The 18317-nt window shown below is 62.2% G+C and carries 17 protein-coding genes; all 17 read right to left on the reverse strand.

Translation table 11 applies throughout. From position 1 onward, the window contains the following. The coding region (locus tag K0F86_RS16195) for a hypothetical protein (protein ID WP_219135369.1) at window positions 1–736 on the reverse strand (736 nt) is incomplete at its 3' end. Next, on the reverse strand, window positions 733–2202 hold the full coding sequence (locus K0F86_RS16200; RefSeq protein ID WP_219135370.1) for a hypothetical protein: 1470 nt from the start codon (window positions 2200–2202) through the stop codon (window positions 733–735). The genes K0F86_RS16200 and K0F86_RS16195, both read right to left, overlap by 4 nt. Next, complete coding sequence (locus K0F86_RS16205; protein ID WP_219135371.1) at window positions 2199–8207, reverse strand: phage tail length tape measure family protein; 6009 nt, start codon at window positions 8205–8207, stop codon at window positions 2199–2201. The genes K0F86_RS16200 and K0F86_RS16205 overlap by 4 nt, the downstream gene beginning before the upstream one ends. After that, window positions 8208–8543 (reverse strand): hypothetical protein, encoded by a 336-nt coding sequence (locus tag K0F86_RS16210; protein WP_219135372.1) that lies wholly within the window; start codon window positions 8541–8543, stop codon window positions 8208–8210. 11 nt (window positions 8544–8554) lie between these two features. After that, window positions 8555–9028 (reverse strand): hypothetical protein, encoded by a 474-nt coding sequence (locus K0F86_RS16215; RefSeq protein ID WP_219135373.1) that lies wholly within the window; start codon window positions 9026–9028, stop codon window positions 8555–8557. Between the two features lie 130 nt (window positions 9029–9158). Then, the gene (locus K0F86_RS16220; protein WP_219135374.1) at window positions 9159–10361 is read right to left on the reverse strand and encodes a phage tail tube protein; all 1203 of its coding nucleotides are present in this window, start codon (window positions 10359–10361) and stop codon (window positions 9159–9161) included. 67 nt (window positions 10362–10428) lie between these two features. Next, complete coding sequence (locus tag K0F86_RS16225) at window positions 10429–10830, reverse strand: DUF4128 domain-containing protein (protein WP_219135375.1); 402 nt, start codon at window positions 10828–10830, stop codon at window positions 10429–10431. Beyond that, on the reverse strand, window positions 10827–11315 hold the full coding sequence (locus K0F86_RS16230) for a hypothetical protein (RefSeq protein WP_219135376.1): 489 nt from the start codon (window positions 11313–11315) through the stop codon (window positions 10827–10829). Before K0F86_RS16230 ends, K0F86_RS16225 begins: the two co-directional genes overlap by 4 nt. Before the next feature lie 8 nt (window positions 11316–11323). Continuing rightward, complete coding sequence (locus K0F86_RS16235; protein WP_219135377.1) at window positions 11324–11698, reverse strand: hypothetical protein; 375 nt, start codon at window positions 11696–11698, stop codon at window positions 11324–11326. 3 nt (window positions 11699–11701) lie between these two features. Next, a complete protein-coding gene (locus K0F86_RS16240; protein WP_219135378.1) occupies window positions 11702–12073 on the reverse strand; it encodes a hypothetical protein in 372 nt (123 codons plus the stop codon). After that, on the reverse strand, window positions 12070–12582 hold the full coding sequence (locus tag K0F86_RS16245) for a DnaT-like ssDNA-binding protein (RefSeq protein ID WP_219135379.1): 513 nt from the start codon (window positions 12580–12582) through the stop codon (window positions 12070–12072). The genes K0F86_RS16240 and K0F86_RS16245 overlap by 4 nt, the downstream gene beginning before the upstream one ends. 16 nt (window positions 12583–12598) lie before the next feature. Then, window positions 12599–13285 (reverse strand): hypothetical protein, encoded by a 687-nt coding sequence (locus K0F86_RS16250; protein WP_219135380.1) that lies wholly within the window; start codon window positions 13283–13285, stop codon window positions 12599–12601. Then, a complete protein-coding gene (locus K0F86_RS16255) occupies window positions 13282–14970 on the reverse strand; it encodes a fibronectin type III domain-containing protein (protein WP_219135381.1) in 1689 nt (562 codons plus the stop codon). The genes K0F86_RS16250 and K0F86_RS16255 overlap by 4 nt, the downstream gene beginning before the upstream one ends. A 62-nt stretch (window positions 14971–15032) precedes the next feature. Then, window positions 15033–15389, reverse strand: coding sequence for a hypothetical protein (locus K0F86_RS16260; protein ID WP_219135382.1), 357 nt, complete (start codon window positions 15387–15389; stop codon window positions 15033–15035). 57 nt (window positions 15390–15446) lie between these two features. Then, window positions 15447–16814, reverse strand: a complete 1368-nt coding sequence (locus tag K0F86_RS16265) for a P22 phage major capsid protein family protein (protein ID WP_257572194.1) — start codon at window positions 16812–16814, stop codon at window positions 15447–15449. Window positions 16815–16984: 170 nt separating this feature from the next. Further along, on the reverse strand, window positions 16985–17797 hold the full coding sequence (locus K0F86_RS16270) for a DUF6651 domain-containing protein (protein WP_219135383.1): 813 nt from the start codon (window positions 17795–17797) through the stop codon (window positions 16985–16987). A 113-nt stretch (window positions 17798–17910) separates the two neighbouring features. Continuing rightward, on the reverse strand, window positions 17911–18315 hold the full coding sequence (locus K0F86_RS16275) for a hypothetical protein (RefSeq protein ID WP_219135384.1): 405 nt from the start codon (window positions 18313–18315) through the stop codon (window positions 17911–17913). Window positions 18316–18317: the final 2 nt, after the last annotated feature.

The following is an 18317-nucleotide window of genomic DNA, read 5'->3' on the forward strand; positions in this document are numbered from 1 at the left end:
TGAACGTGCATGCCGCGCTCGGCAGCGCCGGCGCAACATTGGTGGCCCCGCGCTGGTAGATGCGCACGGGCGCCACGTTCAGGCCATCCACGCCATTGGCACCATCTTTGGCCAGCTGCACGGCCCCCGCCCACTCGTTGGCGACAATATTGTCCGTGGCATTGCGCGAGCTGGCGGCGGCCACGCGCACGTACAGCGGCGCCGTGCCTGCCGGGATATTCTTCGACCAGCCATTGGCCAGGTCGTTGCCGGCAGGCGTCGTGATGCTGCCCGTGGCAAAAGAAAAGACCACGTCACCCGGCAAATCATCAGGCGCCACGGCCGCGCGCTTGTAGGCGAAGGCCTGGCCCGTGTTCAAGCCTGCCAGGCCGGTGTCGCCTCTGATACCGTCGAAGACCTTGCTGATCATGTAGTTGGCCACGTAATCGACGCCAAATTCGCGGATGCGCGCCTGCACCAGGGTCGTGTCGGTGGTCATGCTGGCAAAGTCGACCGTGGCCACGTTGCCGTTGACGGTCAACTGCGTGCCGTCAGACACCGAAAACACGATATCACCCACCACGTTCACGGGCTTGGCGGTAATCGCAATCGAGCCGGGCGCGCCGGCGCCGGCACTGTTCACGCGAAACACAGGCGTACTGCCAGCCAGCAGGATCGCCTTGCCGTCCGCCGTCGTGCTGAAACGCTCCGCCGTCGCCTGCAGCAGCGTATCGCGCGCGCCGCCGATGGCCGTCATACCAACACCCCCACCGTCACGCGCCCGGCCAGCCATTGGTGCGACAGCAGCACCACCACACCAGGCACACCGTCCTGCAGGCCGAAGCGGTCATCGCGCAATACCACGGGCTGCCCCAGTTCCAGCATCATCATCTCAGGCTCTCCGTCAAATTCATAAATCGTGCGCTGCACCTTGTTCAGGGCCAGGCGCCGCGCCGCTTCCGCTTGCGCGTCTGCGTTGGTCTTGAGGCAGGTTTCGATCTGTGGCGGGTCGTCCGTCAGGCGGTAACGCGCCTTTACCACGGCATCGACAGCGGTGTCCGTCAGCCACTCCGTCGCGTACAGGTCGGCATGCGCTGGCGGGATGCTGGTGGTCAGACTGGCCTGCAGCGTGTAATTGCGGTCGAAGGCGATCTTGACGGCCGCCACCACCGGCAGGCGCTGTACCGGGCGCAAGGAATCGAGTCGCATGTGTTCGGGGCCAATCTGCACCGGCACGCCGGCTGCAGGCAGCGCGATCTGCACCAGACGCAGCTGGCCGGTGCGCGACATCAGCGCCTGGGCGCCCACGCTGGCCGCCAGCTGCTGGATGGCCTGCGCCTGGTTCGTCCGGTCCGCAACGTACAGGCCCACCAGCTGCGGGTGGGCGGCATCGAAGGCGGCCAGATTGGCCAGGTCGAGGTCTGCCAGCGTGAAGCGGTCGGCGGCCTTGCCGTACGCCGTAGCGATGCGCTGCACCAGCGGGGCGATGCGCGGCGCATAGCTGCCGCCCTTGTCGCCCTGCACGCTGACCGTGATCGCAGCCGAGTATGGCGGCGTGGTCAGGTTGAAGCGCCCGGCCTGGTCATTCAAGGCCACGGCAATCGGCTTGCCGTTGGTGCGCACCTCGAAACTCGACTCGACGGCACCGAGAAAACCATATTCCAAGGTGGCCGGATCGGTCAGCAGCGGCGTGACGTTGTGGCATTCCCCGAACGGAATCGGCAAGATTGCGTCCTTGTTCGGCGTCGTACCGCCCAGCTTGACCTCGGTGATGGGCGTATTTAAGCGCTGCAACTTGTCGCGCAGTACCAGGTTGATTGTCTCGCGACTGGAACTGCCAACGTCATCGACGATGCCGTCAAACACCAGGCGGAAATCGGCGCGCGGCCAGCTGGGGTCGCCAGCCCAGGCTTTGATGGCGCGGTTGCGCCACACATCGAGCAACCAGCCATCGAGTGCGCCATCGCCGTTGTCCAGCTCGATGTCACCGCCGGACAGTCCGGCCTCGCCCGTCAAGCTGACCTGTTCCGTGAAGGCCAGGCCACCGGTGGCCAGCGGCAGATACTCCGTGTTGGCCGGCACATCGGCCGGGCCTGTGACGTACGGCCGGGAGGCGATATACCGCGTCACCTCCTGGCCGGCCACGTTCACCTGGGCCTCGATCAGCACCATGCGGATGGCGGACGGGCTTTGCAGCCATTCTAAAAATTGCGCATCAGTCATGCGTATTCTCCTTTCACTGTATTGGCCCAGGCCGAGCTCTTGGCTGACTTGTCGACACCAGCCACGACCGTTTTGGCGGCCTTGTCGTTCGATTCGACGGTGGCCTGGATGGTGGCGCCAGCATTTCTGTTCGTGTCGGCGTTGAGCTTGTCGAGCTTTTCATTCAGACGCTTGATCTCGGCCACCAGGGCATCGGTGTTGCCGCCGCCCTGGCTTGGCGCGCCACCGAAATAGCGCCGCATGGCTGCCGCCGCTGGCGCGTCGACCACCACTTCACCGCGGTGCAGCTCGGCCGCGTAACCATCAAACGGCACATTGGCCAGGCCGCCGGCATGGGAACCGTCGAACTTCACGCCCAGGCCGGTCGCCGTGCCCATCGCCGCCTGCAGGTTGGCGATGGCTTGCGCCACCGTCAGCACGCTGTCGTTGATGGTGATCAGGCCCGACACCTGGGCCTTGAGGGCATCCAGGCTGGCCTGCTGCACGTCGACCTGGGCCGAGGCCCATTTCAACGCCTCGTCATTGGCTGCCAGCACGCGTGCGTAATCTGCCGCGTAACGGGCGTCCGAGGCGTTGACCACCTGGGAGGCGGTCAAGAAGGCCTGCTCGGCGGCCGACAGGCCGGACTGCGCCGTCGTGTCGCCGGCATTGGCCGCCGCCAGGGTTTTCTCGAACTGGGCCCGCGCCTCGGCGTACTTCTGCTCTGGCGTCAGGGTGGATTGGCCGCCCAGCGCCATGCTGGCGTTCAGGCCGTTGAGCGTGGCCACCCACGATTTCGATTTATCCAGCGCAGTCTGGGCCGCTGCCGCCTCTCTGTCGTAGGCCTTGCCCAGTGCGTCCTTGGCCGAGACCACAGCCTTGGCCGCCTGCACCTGGTCAAACAGCGCCTTATTGACGTCGGCGATGGCAGCGCGCTGGATGGCCAGCAACGCCGTTTCGCTTTTCGTCAATTCGTTGAGCTGCTGCTGCAGGTCGCGACGCTCGCTGGCAATCTCACTGGCGGTCTTGTTCGCTGCGGCCAGGTCGCCCGTGGTACCGGCCAGCTCGGCCGCATAGTCGGCCGCCTTCTTGAACGGTTCGGCAAGGGCAATCAATCCCACATACATCGCCTGGCCAGCAGTCGTGTTCAGGTCCTGCGCCAGCACCAGGGCCTTGAACTGGTCGACCGTGGTCACGCCCGATATTCCCAGCTTGCCCATGGCGTCGTTCACCGACTTGGTGATCGGCGCCATGCGTTCCGCTTCCGTCAGGAAGTTTTCAACGAAGTAGCTCGTGCCGCTGGTCAGCTTATCAAGGCCGCCGGCTGCCGCGATCAAGCTTTCGCTGAGCGCCACCGCGCCCAGGCCGGTCGTATTGAAGGACTTGCCCAGCACGGCCAGCACGTCGGACACCTGCATGTAGTCATTGGCCACGCGCGCCAACGTTTCCAGGTAACCCTCGCCCACGGCCTGGTACTGCTCCAGGCCGCCCACGCCGAACTTGGCCATGTCGTCGCCCAGCTTTGAAAACGCTGTTTCCAAGGCCTTCTGCAGTTCATCGCCCTTCAAATTCTTCAGGCTGATCTTGCCCAGGTCGACCACGAATGTATTCAGCTGCGCGGTAAAAACGGCGCCACCCATGCCCAGCGCCGTGGCGCTTGATTGAATCGTGTCGCGCAGGCCCAGGATGATTTTAGTGAACTGGTCGTTCGCCTCACCACCCAGGCTGCTCAGCGCAGTGCGGTTCTTATCGCGAGAGAACCAGCCACCCGACGTTTTCGTGTCGGTATATTGGCTAGCGGACACGCCACCCATCTGAATACTGGTCAGCGATGCCTTGTTTAACATGACGCCCGTATCAAGCGTGGTCGTTTTACCTCCAAATATGGAACCCAGGATGCCACCGGTGATTTTTCCAACAAGTCCGCCGGTCAGTTTATCCAGTGTCAAGCCGATAACCCCGCCCGTCAGTGCAACACCAAGGGTGGACGCGCCAAACGACGCGGCGCCCCCTTTTGTATCGGCCGCCATACTGCCGGTCACTCCGGAATTACGCACCAGCAGGCCACCGAGACCGCCAATACCGTCGACAACTTGGCGCAATGAGCTGGCCATCGATGCAGAGTAAGCCAGGCCCAGCCCGGAATTCTTTTCCATGATGGCCAGACTGTGTGCGATCGATTCCGACTTCGCGGACGAGTCGCCCAGCACCGAGCCGGTACCGTTGGCAGCCTGGCGTTGTTCGGATACGCTGACGCTGCCACCGCCTACGCCGCCCAGCATCTTGGCGCCGATGGCCACCACGGCCGCCAGCGTAGCGGCGCCAGCGGCCAGGTTCATTGGGAACGGCAGCGAGGCCAGGGCCTTCACCACCGCCGTGATGCCCCAGGCGCTGGCCTCGGTCGCGGCCAGGCCGGTTGACGCGGCACTGGCAGCAGCCTCGCCGCCCACCTTGGTGGCGTTCAGTGTCAGGTTGGCGGCCACCTCGGCTTCTTTGAAGAAGATCTTTTTGACCATCGACTCGACGGCCATGGCCATTTCATAGGCGCGGAATGCTTTTTCTGCGGTTTCCATCACCTTGTAACCGGTGCTGTTTTCCTTGAAGAAGCCCTTGGCGGCGCTGGCCATGTCTCCATAAGACTTGATCTGCGCTTGGGCGCCCTGCTGGGCCGCAGCGGCCTGGGCTTTGGCGACTTTGGTCGGGTCACCATAGGCATCCTTGGTGGCGGCGGCCAACTGGGCAGCGATAGCCTGCTGCTGCACGGCATAGCCGGATAAGGCTGTCGTCAGTCCGCCGATAGCAGTGCCGACCGCGCCGAACGACGCGGCCATACCTTGCGCTGCCGACTTCGTTGCAGTGTCGACAGCCGTCAGGATATCCAGCAACTCTTTGGCCTTGGCCACGTCGCCACCCTGCTCTTGCGTCGAAGCCTTGCTTTGCACGATGCCAAGGCGTTTCATCGCTTCGATCTTGCGATTAATGCCATCAATGACCTTCTCATTGCCCTCGAAACTGGCAAGAGCAGCTTTTTGCTCTTCAAGATCCGCGACTGCCAAAGCGGTTTTTTGCGCCGGCAACAAGCCGTAGGTGCGGATTTGCTCCTCAACAGCGGCCACCTGGGCATTAATGGCTGCGATTTCCTTGTTGGCGGCATCTGATGCGGCGGTGGCGATTGCCGCTTGGCGCAAGCGCTCCTCTTCGTCCCGACGGAAACTCTCGTCAAAGAAGGCTTTCTCTGCCGCGTCACGTTTCCCGAGGATCTCGTTGATCTGCTTTTCGTGTTTCGCAGCCTCGCCGCTGGTGCGGCTGTTGTGGCTGGTCAACGCATCAAGCTCCAGGTCATACGCGTCAATCTGGGCTTCATATGTTTTGGTTGCATATGAGCGCTTGTTCTCGTATGCCTGTTGTACAGACAGTTCGCCGCCCCTTAAGTACATGTCGTCAAGCTTGCCCAATGCGTCGTAATGGGCCTTCGCGGTCGCGGCCTCTTTCTCATACTGCTTGATCTGGTCGGCAAGTTGAGTGTTTTCGACCTGGTCGGCCTTTGGTTTAGCCTGCTCTGTGTGCGCTTTGGTCCGAGCAGCAATACCAGCGGCAATCGCGTCAGGGCTAATAAGAGGTGAATTTGGGTCAGCAGCGCGAATGGCATCGATGTTCGATTGGTACGCATCCAGGGCGACCGCCAGCTCCCCCATTCCTTTCTTTTGCAGGCGGATATCTTCCGCGTGGATCATTGCAGCGGCATGAACTGCACGCGAATTTTTAGTCGCCACTTCTCCCTGGGCCATAGCTACGGCATCAGCTTTGTTCAATTTGTCTACGGCGTCGGTCAGGCCAAGGACAATCTGCGTACGGGTTGCCTGTAGTTCAGGCGTAATGGCATCAGGTGCGCGCCCCAAGCGCAGATTGCTATCAGCCAGTCCCTTATCGAATTCCGACAGGCGGAAACTGTATTTTTTTACATCGGCCGCTGGCGTGGCCTTGGCGCCGTAGCTTCCGATGGCATCCATAGCGCCGCCGATTGCTTCTTTTACGCCATGCCAAGCGCGCGCCACACTACCAAGGTTGGCAATCATCTGCTCTGCACCATCCTTGGTTGCCTTTGCAAACGCTTCAGTGGCGACTGCAGATGCACCCTTGGCATCACCGTCTTTTTCCAAGGCACGGATTGCCTCATATACGGAAAGCGTCAAGAAGTGATAGGTGTCATCCAACTTGACGGTTGCGCGCGTGATCACCTCGGTCGCACGGTTGGTGCTACCAGTCGACTGAACGGCCAGAGATTCGAATTCTTTGATTGTTTTTTTGACAGATTCACCCGTGGCATGCTCAAGAGCAATAACCGCATCAGTAATGTAGGCGATCTGATCGCCCGTAAATTTGCCGGTGCCGGCCAACTCTGTGACGACCTTCTTGGCCTCACGGATACTCCCACCCGCCTCAGTCGCCGCATGCGCCATTTCGTTCAGCTTGTCGCTGGTGACGCCTGCATAGTTGTTCGTCGAGATCAGGGCATTGTTCATTTCACGCTGCTCGCTGGCACCTTTGATCATCGCGTAGGCAACCGTGCCCAGTGCGCCAGCAAAGGCCAGCGCAGCCAGGCCGGCGGCGCTGAACAGCAGGCTGGCGGCGCCAGTTTGTTCGCCGAGAACCATCATCGAGCCGCCGAAGCGCTGAAACTGCCCCTGACTCAGCTCATGGGCGAGCACCAGCAGTTCGCGCTTTGCGCTGGCGGACTGAAAACTCAGGCCTTCCATGTGGCCGCCCGCCGACTTAGCGCCGGCGCCGGCCTCGGCCAACTTGTTGATCAAGGGCGCAGCCGCATCGGAAACGCCCAACTGGGCAGCACGGTAGGCTTGCAGTTGCTGGGTTGTCATGCCCAGCGTGGCCACTTGGTCCCGCAGGTTCTTGATGAAGCGGTCGCCTGCCTGGGTGGCCTGGTCCTCGGCTGCCGCCGCATCGCGCGCCGCGCGTTCCTCGCGGTGCATAGCATCAATGCTAGATCCCAGGGCGGCAGCCTTATTTTGTGCAGAAAGGCCCAGACCCTGCTCCGCAGCACGGTAGCGCTCCAATTCACTGCGCGACATGCCGAAAACATCAATTTCGCGCTGGAGTTCAACCAGCAGCCTGTGTTTTGAGTCCTCCAAATTCCGCGACGCCTCGGCAGCATCTCGCATCAGGCGCGAAGTATCATTCATTGCGCCGTTGTAATCGGCTTGCTTTTTCCATGTGCGCTCAGTTGTAGCGCCAAGGTTTTCAATGGCATCCGCAGCAGAAATCGCACGGGGGCTTATGTTGGACGCTGATCTGCCGAGGTTTTCAAAGGTCTCCGCAGCAACAAGCGCACGCGAGCCTACGCCGGATGCTGAGTTGCCAACTCTATCAAGCACCTCCCAAACAACAGAAGTCCGTTGACCAGTATTTGACGCCGAGCCGCCAAGCACATCGAGCGCAGTTGATGCGCTCGAAACGCCAGCCTGAACCGATGAGCCGGCATGGCCCAACAGCAGCATGGCATTTTTCGCCGGATCCAGACCCTGACGCGCCACCGATTCAGCAGCAGCCCGCAGCATATCGAGCCCTTGCGCGGCTTGCACTGCCGCCGATTGAACACCGGCGCCAGAGTATCCAAGCATCAGCATTGCATTTTTTGCAGGGTCCAATGCCTGCCGTGCGATGCTGGCTGCCGAACCGCTCAATGCGTCCAGGCCAAGCGCAGCTTCCGCAGCCCCGGAACGCACACTAATCCCGGCATACCCAAGCAACAGCATTGCCGCCCTCGCCGGCTCGATCATGCGTAGCGCGCGCTCGCCAGCATCCCCAACGGATGACACGGCGACGGCACCCTCCTCAACCTTGCCCTTGGCTGACGCGCTAGCATCTCCCAGGCGCGCCACTGCCGTCGTCGCGCTGTCGACCTTCTTCTCGACACGTTCACTGGCGGCGCCGAGACGGTCCATCGCCTGGGCGCCTTGCTCCAGTTGGCGCGTGTCAATCGAAAGGCCAAGCTCGGCGATATCAGGCATTTATTTGTCCTTCTTGTTTTGGCGATAAATGAACAGCGCATCAAGGCGATCGATGGCGGCTTCTTCGAACGGATCGAAGCGGATACCATGACGCGCCTGCCAGGCCAATATCTCGGCACTGGTCAGCGCGTTCACGGCCATGCCGCACTGGCGCTTCTGGTTCAGCTGGGTGAACCAGGTCCAGATATAGGCCAACTCGGGCGGCAGCTGCGGCACCGCCGGTGCCTCGGGTGCTCGGTAGAGCGGGTTTTGCCGGGCGGTGTCCAGGTGATCGCCCTTGGCGTTGCCGTCGCCTGCCGCTGCCGCGCGATCAAACAGATGATCGGCGTACAGCAACAGGGCCTGGGTTAGACCTTCAAAAAATTGGCGTCGTTTTCCAGGGCGGCCGTTACGCGGTCCTGCCAGGTTGGGTACTTGTCGAACGCCGCGGCGATCATGTCCTTGTCGAAGGCGACCGGCGCGCCGTTGCTGGTGAAGCCGTACCAGTCGACAGCCACGGCCAGCGCCAGGCGCTTCTGGTTGTCATCGATGACGTTCACCAACTGATCGGCACCTTCGTCCGTCGATGCATCGATGGCGGTCTTGCGCTTGGCCGATTTTTTGTAGCCTTCGGCGCGCACGGCGTGGCTTTCCTTGCGGTACTCGTCGGAATTCTTGCCGACGATCTTGATGCCGGCCACGGGCTCGCCGTCGGCGTCGAAGATCACGGGCACGTCGAAGGTCACGCGCGCGGCTGGCGCGGACAGGTTGGCGATATCGAAGCCAGCGACGGCCAGGGCTTGAGCGGCGTTCAGGACTGCGGGTGCTTGGGTGGTATTCATGGGTAGTGCCTTTCGTGGGAAATAAACAATGCCCGTGCCGGCCGCCGCGCCCACGAAGGCGACAGCGACCGGTCGGTGCTGGGGTTGGCTTGCGCCAAAAAGGAAGCCCGGCGCGTGGCCGGGCAATGGATTACAGACTGGTGTCTTGGAAGGCGGCGGTGGTCGCCTCATACTGCGCATCGGCGCCCTGGTAGCGCAGGATGTCGAAGGCACAAGTGACAATCTTGTTTTTTTCACCATCATCGACCTTGGCGCTGGTGATCTTGATGCGCCCCATGGCGATGGTCATCGCATCGGCCAATGGCGCCGTGCTGGCCGCCATGGCGTAGGCCAGCGGCAACTCGACTTCTTCCTTGAAGTAGTCGATATAGGCCGAATCCTGCATCAGCACGGTGAACTGCCCGGAGCCCAGCACCTTGCCGCGCGAGCCGGCCGTGGCGAACTTGGAGCCGATCACCGGATCGATCTTGACCTGACCATCGAGGGACAGCGACATGCCGGTGCAAATCTGCGACGGGATGCCGGCCACCGTCAGCATCGCCGTGGCGCCCGAGAACTTGCCGGTGCCAGGCGCGGCCGCCGGCGCGGCGAAGTATGCTGCCGGCGTCGTCGGGCCTTCCAGCTTGCCCATCAGCGTGAAATCCATGCTGGTGATGCCGTTCGGCTGCACGGATAAGTCAACCTTGCTCACCAACTGATCAATGAAGCAGCGGTTGACGGCAATGCCAGGATCCTGAACTTCCGCAGTGAACCAGTCGGTGGTGTGTCCGCTCAGCGGCGTGAAGCTGCGCTTACCGATCGCCGTCACCGTCACTGGATCGCCCTCGACCTTAACGGTCATGGCCGAGCCGTTCATAAACTGGCCCGTCAGCTTCAGCGCAGTAGCGGACGTGATGAAGAAGTTCTTGGCATTGTTGGCCGCGCCGGTGGTCAGGAAGCCGCCGATGCGCACGACGGTACCGGCGCGGTGACCGTCGGCCAGCCAGGAACCAGCGCTGCGAGTCAGACCCGTGGCACCCGATGCGATGGTGTTCTGTGCCGCGGTGACGCCTCCGGCCGTGAAGTCGCGGCGCAGCAGCGCGGCCAGCAGCAAGGCGTAGGTGCCGCAGCTGGCTTCGCCCTTGATGACGCCAGAGGTGCGGAAGTTACCCAGGCGGGTATCGCTCTGCTGCTGGCTCGGGTCGATCTCATTGCTCGAGTACTTGTCGGCGTCCGTGTCATACGTCGCGGTCACGCGTGGATAGAGGCGGCCGGCGGCAGCCTGGGCCTTTGTGCCTTCCGCTGTTTGCTTGCCGATAACGAGCAGGCTGTCGATGCCGTTTGCAGTGGTCATGGTATGGATTGCCTTTCTTTGGTCGAAAAAAAAGACCGCCGAGGCGATCTGTGTGGAGTGATGCGTGTTACAAGTTGCAGAAATACCGGATTTTGACCGGCACCATCCAGCGGTCGCCGTCCTCGCGGCCGTTGGCGATTTCAGGCGTGCGCTCAATCTGCACGGTCACATCGCCCTTCGTGAAGCTTGCGCCGCGGCGGAAAAGCTCCCTGATCATTTCAGCGCGCGCGCCGGCGGCGGCGGTGCCCTGCCCTGGCGGATACAGCAAGCTGACCTGGAAGATGCCGCGCTCCTGGCGCGAGCCGTCGCCCATGGAATGATTATCTGGATCGGCCGGCAGCAAATAGGCTGCTTGGTACGGTCGACCGGTAACTGGCGTGTATGGCACATTCTGCCAAGCGATGTCGATGGCTGGCGCGAGGCTGGCCAGGGCCACCTCCAGCGCAGCGCGTATTGTTGATTGACTCATAATTTATAGCTCGAATAGCCTTGGGCGAACTCGCTTGCGGTGGTGCCGTCGCGCACGCCGTTCACAGCGTTGTCCACAATGGTGCGGAATTCCACGACCGTCAGCGCAACGACGCCGACGGGCGCCTGGCGGGACCAGCCCTCCTCGATGCGCTTCGCATAGGGCAGGTTGTTCACGAGGTAGATCACGTCGCCCGCCTTCGCCGCACTGATCGTGCTACCGTGGGCGGCGATTGTGGCGCTTCCGTCCTTGTCGATCAGGTCGCGGACGCCAGCGGTCGGCGAGCCGATGGAAAGCTGCCAGTTGGCGCGGAAGCGCCCGCCTGTATAGCCTGGTGGCGGTTTGTGCTTCCAGTATTTGGCATCACCGACCGGCGAGCGCTGCACCAGCTTGTTGTCGATCTTCATGGTGATGGCGCGCACCACCAGATCCTGGTTGGCCTTGGTCTTGGCGATGAACTCGGCAATCTGCATCGAAAATGACATGCTCGCCATCAAAGCCCCCGCAGTTGCAGCGTGTGCAGCACGGCCACATCGACCGGTGCTGTGGTTCCGACGGCCTTTACCGTGTAACTGGCGCCGCCGAACAGCACCAAGTCGGCCGTGGTTGGCGTCGGCATTGGCGCGCCGTTACGCTGCAGCGGCGACAACAGCAGTTTCTGGTCGCCCGCCTGGATCAGCGTGCCGTCGATGTTCTCGGCCTCGTAGTTTATCTTCACGCCGGTGCCTTCGTAGTCCGTGGTGATGGTGGGTGCAGAGCCCAGGCCTGGATCATATGGACCGGTGACGACCTGGCGTAGCGCCACGACGCCGCCCTTGCGGCGCAGGGACTGGTCGGCACGCGAGGCGCTTTTGCTGTAATCGGTCATAGCCTATGGCGCTTTCAAGTAGTCATACGGCGGCGTCTTCACGAAGCGCACGGCCTTGATCGTGGTCTTGCCGTCGATCAGGGCACGCAGCACGCGATGCCAGCCGTCCATGATGAAGCCCTGCTGGCACAGAATGATCGGATACTCGGTGTTGACGTCCAGCGCGCGGCGCACGTGGTGCGCGATGCCGTAGGCCGAACCGACAGGGGTCCAGACCTCGCTGCCGGAGTAAATCGCCGCCATTGGCAGGTCGAACGGCACCAAGTCCTTAGCGCGTGCGATCAGGTTGGTGACGATCCATACCTTGCCGCCGTCGCGGTAGGTGTTATCAGCGACGAAACAGCCATCGATCTTCACTGCGGGGTATGCGCTCATGCTCGTGTCACCTTGATCGAATTGCCACCACCGGGCTCGCCGAAGTAAGGCGCCAGGATTGCGTCCACGGCCACGAAGCGCTCACGCGCATCCGTGGTGTTCTGGAAGTACTCCGTTTCCAGCGGGCCGGTCTTGTCTTTCTTGATCGCGTTCGAGCCAGTGTCGAGGTCGGGCAGCAGATCTTCGCCGCTGCCGGCGCGCACGGCCAGGTCGATGCAGGCATTGATCACGTCGGGCGGAACGATGGTGCTGGGCACGATGAAGCCATCGACCACGACGTTGTAGCGCGGCCAGTCCAGCGTCTGGCGCTGATAGACGCGACGGCCGGCCCAGCGCGTGCGGTAGGTGGCCATGAAGACCATGGCCTTGCGCAGGGCGATTTCCTTGTCAGCTACGGCCAGCGCCGCCCAGGCAGTCAGGCCCAGGCTGGCACAGCGCACGTCAGCTGCGGCGATGCTGGCGTAAGATTCGGCGTCAGACAGGCCTGCGCCGGTTTCGATTGTGAGCATGTGGATCCTTAAAATTTCAGCGGGCAGGCAGCGTCTTCAGGACATCAGCTACATAACCGGCCAACACGGCGTCGCCGGCCGCATTCGGGTGCGTGCGATCGCGCCAATAGGTCGACGGGAATCGAACGCCGTTGTGCGAGTCAGTGAAATCGAAAATGCCGCCTGGGCGCCGCGACTCTACGAGGGCTGTTGCGCCCATCGAGCGGTAGTCCGCCCGCAGTGCCGCGTTGGCGGCCTGCAGCTCCACCTCCCCGGTCTGCGCGGTATAGACGGCGCCCAGATAGTCGCCGCGCGGGATGGCCGTCTGTACAATCACGGTCCACCGCTGACCTGGGTAAGCAGCAGCGACGTCGGCCTGCACCGCGATGATATATTCGGCCAGATCGGCAATGGCTTGCAGGCCAGTTCGGGACACTCCGTTGAAAATACTGTTGGTGATCTCGAATGCGATCAGGATATTGCGGCGACCGGGTACAAAGGATGCCAAAACATCGCTCCGCGTCGCGATCATTTGCCGGATGGTCTGGCCCGACTTTCCGATATTGGAAATCGTCAGTGCATTGCTGATGGGCGGCATGGCTGCCAGCTGCAGTACCAGGTCGCCTGGCAGCGTCGGATCGATAATGCTGTTGCCGTCGTAGGTGATGGCTGTACGGGACGGGTCATAGATCGTGCGCGCCATTCCGGTCGGAATGATCATCATGCGGCACCGACAATCTGGCTGGCGGTGAGTACAGCAGATTTCGCAGCCTGGATATGATACTTAACTGCCGATGAGGAGATGCCGCTCCATGAGTAGATGGTCGTCCACGTCGTGCCGCCGTCTTTCGATACCTGTGCGTCAAGATTCGCCCCTGCGATACTGAGGCGCATGATGTCGCCCGCAGCGCAGGAAACGGCCACTGTCGCTGCCGTACTAACTCCCCCAACGACCACACGATAGGTTCCCGTGCTTGGCGCGAACACCGCATAGTCCAGCGAAGTGTAGCCGACAGGGGTGGCAGAATTATCCAGTCCGAGCATTGCCTCGTGCGTCGCGTCGGTGGCCGTGCCAAGCACCACAGCGCAAGAGCCATCAGTCCCAACCACGCGAGATTTTGTTGCTATGCCGCCCATTGCAGTACCAAATGCTGTGCCATTACCTGTGTAGGCGTATGGGTCGGCACTGCCGCTCTCGGTCGTGTTGACCAGACTTGCGAACCGAGCATATCCGGCGGCCGGCAATGCTGGCGTAACAGCGGCCGATGGTGCCGACTCGGCGCTGTTGCCGATATTGTTCACGGCGTGCACGGTGAACGTATAGGCCACCCCATTCGTCAAGCCAGGCACCGCAATCGGGCCAGATGTGCCGCTGCCAGTAAATCCGCCTGGCGTTGATGTGGCCACGTAACCGGTGATGGTCGAGCCGCCATCGGCCCCAGGCGTATAGGTTACAGTGGCCTGGCCATTGCCGGCCACCGCTGCAACCGCTGTGGGCGCAGCTGGCACGGTCACGACCACGCCGGCATTATTGGCAATCGCACGGCCGCTAAACGACGCCACCAGATTGCCGGCCGGGTCACGCAAGCCGCCACTACCGGGCTGCACATACGCCGCCGTGCGCGCGGCCTCTCCGCCCCCAAACGCCGGGGCAACTGTCAAGCCTACGAAGGCTGCGCGCAAGGCCACCGCGGTCACGGTGTGGCCGTCGACCGTGAATGCGCCTGCGGTTGGAACAAAGCCGCTGGCCAGCGCCTCGCTGAAGCCGATGGAGAGCACTCCCGGCAAAGCTGCCGCGACGATAGCTGACGCCACGGTCGGCGGCGTCAAATCGGGTGCCACTTGTACAAGGGGCTGCGAGACCGAGAAGTAATTGCGGGTGCCGATGCAGAAAAACTGCACAAGGTTCGTAAATCCCGCCGTATTCAGCCAGCCTGACGACGAGGAATGCTCTTCAAAAGCCGCGAACGAAGGCGCATTCACGCCGTCGGCCAGCATCTCTGCAACGCATACGCCACCAGAGATAGCGCCAGAAGGCACGAATGTCAGCGCCCCGCTCACCACCTTCTTTTCCATCACGACGCTACCGCCACCAAGCGGAACAGCAGCCGAAAATGGAATCGATCCAGCGGCGCCACCGCTCGACAGGTTCAACACCGCATTTGACGCGCTCACATCCACACGTCCCGCAGAGCACGTCACCAGGAAGCGCTGCAGGCCGGCATAAGGCCCGATCTGCGCCAACGCACCAGCGCCGATGGTCCACGATTGCAGTGAATTCGTGCCACCCAGCACCGGATCGAGGCGATACGCCACGCCAGCAGTGCCGACGACGCCGCTGATATTCAGAACTTGCCCCTCGGACAAGCTGATGGTTTGTGGCGTGCTGCCGGCGGTGATGGTTGGCATAGTGACTTTCGGGAATGCGGTTTGTGGAATGCCCCGGCGCGCGGGGCGGTGCTGGCCAGGGATTACGCCTTGGCAGCCTTGGCTGGCTTTTCGGTCGAAGTGGCAAGACTTGCCGCAGCAGCTGCATCTTTCGCGGCCTGCAGGCTTACAGCTTCGTTGCGCAGGCGTTGCGCTTCGGCCTCGTTGGCCTGGGCCTGTTCGGCAACGCGATCCTTCTCGGCCGCCAGTTCGCGCTCGCGCTCCAGCAGCTGATCACGCGCGGCCAGCAGCTCGGCCATGGTTGGCACGCGTTCGGCCGGCGCACCCAGGTCCTGGTCGCCGTACAGCTCGTGCACGTCGGGGTTGAAGTCGGATTTATTGATGACGACGAATGGGCCCTGCGTGTGCGGGTCCGTCGATACGATTTTGAGGGTATCCATGGTGAATTCCAGGTGAGGCCCGGCAGCACCTCAGTGCAGGCCGGGCCGGGTTGATGGTTAGCCCAGCAGGATGCCGAAGTGCTCGTCCTTGGCGGTGCCGCAGCCCCATACCAGTGCGATCTCGTACTGCACCTGACGGTACTGCATGTACATGCTGACCTCGAACGACAGGCCCGACACCGGATCGGTGATGATGGTGCGGTCGACAGCCGAGTCGCCCTGCGTCGGCAGCGCGGGTACACGGGTGGCCAGCACGATCGCCGAACGAGCGAAGAACAGGTTACGGAAGCCGACGTTGGCAACGGTGATCGCCGTCGCGGCGGGAGGGATAGCCTGCATCAGGCCTGGCGCAGCCAGGGTGATCGTGCCGCCGTTCGAGGCGTCAGCATCGCCGGAGGCAACCACGTATTTGTTTTCCGGGTCGCCAGCAATGCTGACTACATCACCAGCAACAAACGTGCCGGTACCAGCTGCCGCCAACGTGATAACCGTGGCGCCGAAAGCATAGCCTGCGGCATTGGTTGTGGCGCCGACAGCGGTACCCTTGGCTGGGCGCTTGATCTGCGACGACTGGCGCAGCGCCAGATTTTGCAGGCGGTCGGTGATGCCGTTGCGCAGCATGTCTTCGCGGCCAGCTTCATTTACCTTGAACAGGCCCGACTGCTTGCTGCGCATGTTTTGCATGGCAGCACTGCCCAGCACCAACTGGAAGTCGAGGCCTTGAGCGCCGTTGTCTTCCAGGATGCGCAGCGCGCCGGCGGTGTCATTCAGCTCGTTGGCCACGCCAAACGGAGCGGTACCTGGCGTGCCGTAAGCACGCGACGCCTTGACGTGCAGCGCCGTCAGGTCGCTTTCGACTTCATTGGCCAGCGTACGCATCGCTTGCGCGAACTGGTCGCGCAGAATGATGTTGTAGCTGTTGCCGCTATTGTCCAGCGCCAGTTTTTCTTCACCGTTCCAGCGGATTGGAACGCGGCGCGCTTTCGTCAGCGTGACACCCTTGTTGCCGATGTTCTGGTTGCCGTCATCTGGCGGCGTAACGGCTGGCACAATATCAGTCGCAGTTGCTGCTGGCGCAACTGGCGAAGTGACGGTCTGACCAACGGCGGCACGCGCGAAGGTCATGTCACTCGACACGGCCGGGATCATACCGATCTGTTCGCGGGAAACCACATCCATCGCGTTATACAGCGTATTGATGAGGCCTGTCAGGTTGTTGGCGCCGAGTACCAGGCCGGTCTTGGCGGCGTAGTTCCAGACGTATCCATACGCCAGCTCGCGCGCCACGCGTGCGCAGAAGACTGCCTTGCTGATGGCTGGCGCAGCGAAGCCCCGCACAGCCTGGGCGCTGGCGGTTGCGGCCGAGGTGGCCGTGGACAATGCCATGGCGGCGAGCGCCACGGCAAAAGCGAACATTTTTTTCATGTTGATTGCCTTAAAGGTAAGTGGTTTGGGATTTCCAGCAGCAGGCCATCCGGCCCAAAGCACCGACTTAGCCCATCCAGGCGCCGGCAAATGTATTGCGATGTTGCGGTAATGCCGATATGAAAAAGCCCGCGCACGGCAGGCCATTCGGTGGAACAGGGAAATCGGAATCAGTCGACCAGCACGGCGCCGCCGCTCAGCAGACCGGCGCGTGCCGATGGGTCGGCCGCTTCGTACTGGGCGCGCGTGACCTGCTTGGCGTTTCCGCTGCCGCCCGAGCCACCGCCTTGCGCGCCGCCGCCAGATGCGCCAGAGCCCTTCAGGATCTGATCTTTGAATGGGCAGGCGGCCACCAGCTGCGCCAGACCTTCATCGAAGTCGGCCACTTCACCCGGGCGGGTCGGCGAGAAAATCTTGTTGCCGGCGGCGTCATACGGGACAGTCTTGCCGTCCTCGACTTTGAAGTTGTTGCCGAAATAGGCTTTTGCCATCTCGGCAGGGATAGCCAGGCGCAGCGGGTGCTTATCGTCGGTGAACAACTTCGAGCTGGCGAAACCGCCGCCGATCATGTGGGTGTTCAATTCGTTGGTGCGCTTATCCAGCTGCGCGGTCAATTCCTGCAACTGCGTGGCGCTCGCCTTGGCTTGGGCGGCGACTTGCTCTTGCGCGGCCTTGGCCGCCGCATCTTGGATTTCCTTGACTTGGGCGGCCGTTTTCAGTTCGCCGGAACTCAGGCTCTTCACCGTATTCAGGGCGGCCAGGGCAGCTACGCCGTCTTCGATGCCTTCGAAGGTCTTCAGCTTTGCCTCTGCCGCTTCCTTGCCCTCGCGGTGGGTCTTGGCCTCGCCGTTCAGACGAGTGATCGTGCCCAGCGTGGTATCCGCGTCGAATGGTGCCTCGGTACCGTTCGGGTGAATGAAGATCGGCAGTTTCTTCTCGCCGTCGATAGCAATGGTTCCGTCTGCGTTGTATTTGAATGGCATGGTCGTTCTTTCTGGGCATCCGCCCTATTAATGGCCTTCCGGCCGTGCGCCGCTTCGCGTCCGCTCGCGGCAATAAAAAACCGCCTCGCGGGCGGTCTGTGAAATCGTTTGTGCTACATGCGCTCCAGGCGCTCGGCTCGCGATACATCGTCGGGATGGCTCGACAGCTTGCGCAGCGCGCTGGCCAAGTGGGCGCCGTGTCCGCGCGCCACAGCATAGTCATCGGCTTCGATTTCCTGTCGGCGCCGGCGCTGCGGCCCAGGCGTCAAAAGCAGGCATCGCAACAGCAGGTTGGTCCAGATATGCAGGTGATGGCCGTGGCCATGCTCGTGTGCCACGACAGCGGCGATCTCAGCCGGCGCCAGCAGCGTCGGCAACGAGGTCGGCAGCCGCGCCCGGAATCCGTCGAAGTGCACCTGCTGAACCGGTAGGACTGTCGCCGCGAGAGCCACCATAAGCAGGTTGAGGGCGATCCACGCGCCCCATACGGCAGCCGCGACTTGCAGTGCAATTTCCATTC

It is taken from the genome of Janthinobacterium sp. UMAB-60 (assembly GCF_900095235.1).
Classification (GTDB): Bacteria; Pseudomonadota; Gammaproteobacteria; order Burkholderiales; family Burkholderiaceae_D; genus Janthinobacterium.

What these genes read in the sequence shown, in the direction of transcription:
- K0F86_RS16260 (WP_219135382.1), bottom strand. Translation starts at nt 15,389, where the DNA reads ATGGATACCCTCAAAATCGTATCGACGGACCCGCACACGCAGGGCCCA.
- K0F86_RS16240 (WP_219135378.1), bottom strand. Translation starts at nt 12,073, where the DNA reads ATGAGCGCATACCCCGCAGTGAAGATCGATGGCTGTTTCGTCGCTGAT.
- K0F86_RS16235 (WP_219135377.1), bottom strand. Translation starts at nt 11,698, where the DNA reads ATGACCGATTACAGCAAAAGCGCCTCGCGTGCCGACCAGTCCCTGCGC.
- K0F86_RS16245 (WP_219135379.1), bottom strand. Translation starts at nt 12,582, where the DNA reads ATGCTCACAATCGAAACCGGCGCAGGCCTGTCTGACGCCGAATCTTAC.
- K0F86_RS16230 (WP_219135376.1), bottom strand. Translation starts at nt 11,315, where the DNA reads ATGTCATTTTCGATGCAGATTGCCGAGTTCATCGCCAAGACCAAGGCC.
- K0F86_RS16270 (WP_219135383.1), bottom strand. Translation starts at nt 17,797, where the DNA reads ATGCCATTCAAATACAACGCAGACGGAACCATTGCTATCGACGGCGAG.
- K0F86_RS16200 (WP_219135370.1), bottom strand. Translation starts at nt 2,202, where the DNA reads ATGACTGATGCGCAATTTTTAGAATGGCTGCAAAGCCCGTCCGCCATC.
- K0F86_RS16220 (WP_219135374.1), bottom strand. Translation starts at nt 10,361, where the DNA reads ATGACCACTGCAAACGGCATCGACAGCCTGCTCGTTATCGGCAAGCAA.
- K0F86_RS16205 (WP_219135371.1), bottom strand. Translation starts at nt 8,207, where the DNA reads ATGCCTGATATCGCCGAGCTTGGCCTTTCGATTGACACGCGCCAACTG.
- K0F86_RS16275 (WP_219135384.1), bottom strand. Translation starts at nt 18,315, where the DNA reads ATGGAAATTGCACTGCAAGTCGCGGCTGCCGTATGGGGCGCGTGGATC.
- K0F86_RS16265 (WP_257572194.1), bottom strand. Translation starts at nt 16,814, where the DNA reads ATGAAAAAAATGTTCGCTTTTGCCGTGGCGCTCGCCGCCATGGCATTG.
- K0F86_RS16225 (WP_219135375.1), bottom strand. Translation starts at nt 10,830, where the DNA reads ATGAGTCAATCAACAATACGCGCTGCGCTGGAGGTGGCCCTGGCCAGC.
- K0F86_RS16250 (WP_219135380.1), bottom strand. Translation starts at nt 13,285, where the DNA reads ATGATGATCATTCCGACCGGAATGGCGCGCACGATCTATGACCCGTCC.
- K0F86_RS16215 (WP_219135373.1), bottom strand. Translation starts at nt 9,028, where the DNA reads ATGAATACCACCCAAGCACCCGCAGTCCTGAACGCCGCTCAAGCCCTG.
- K0F86_RS16255 (WP_219135381.1), bottom strand. Translation starts at nt 14,970, where the DNA reads ATGCCAACCATCACCGCCGGCAGCACGCCACAAACCATCAGCTTGTCC.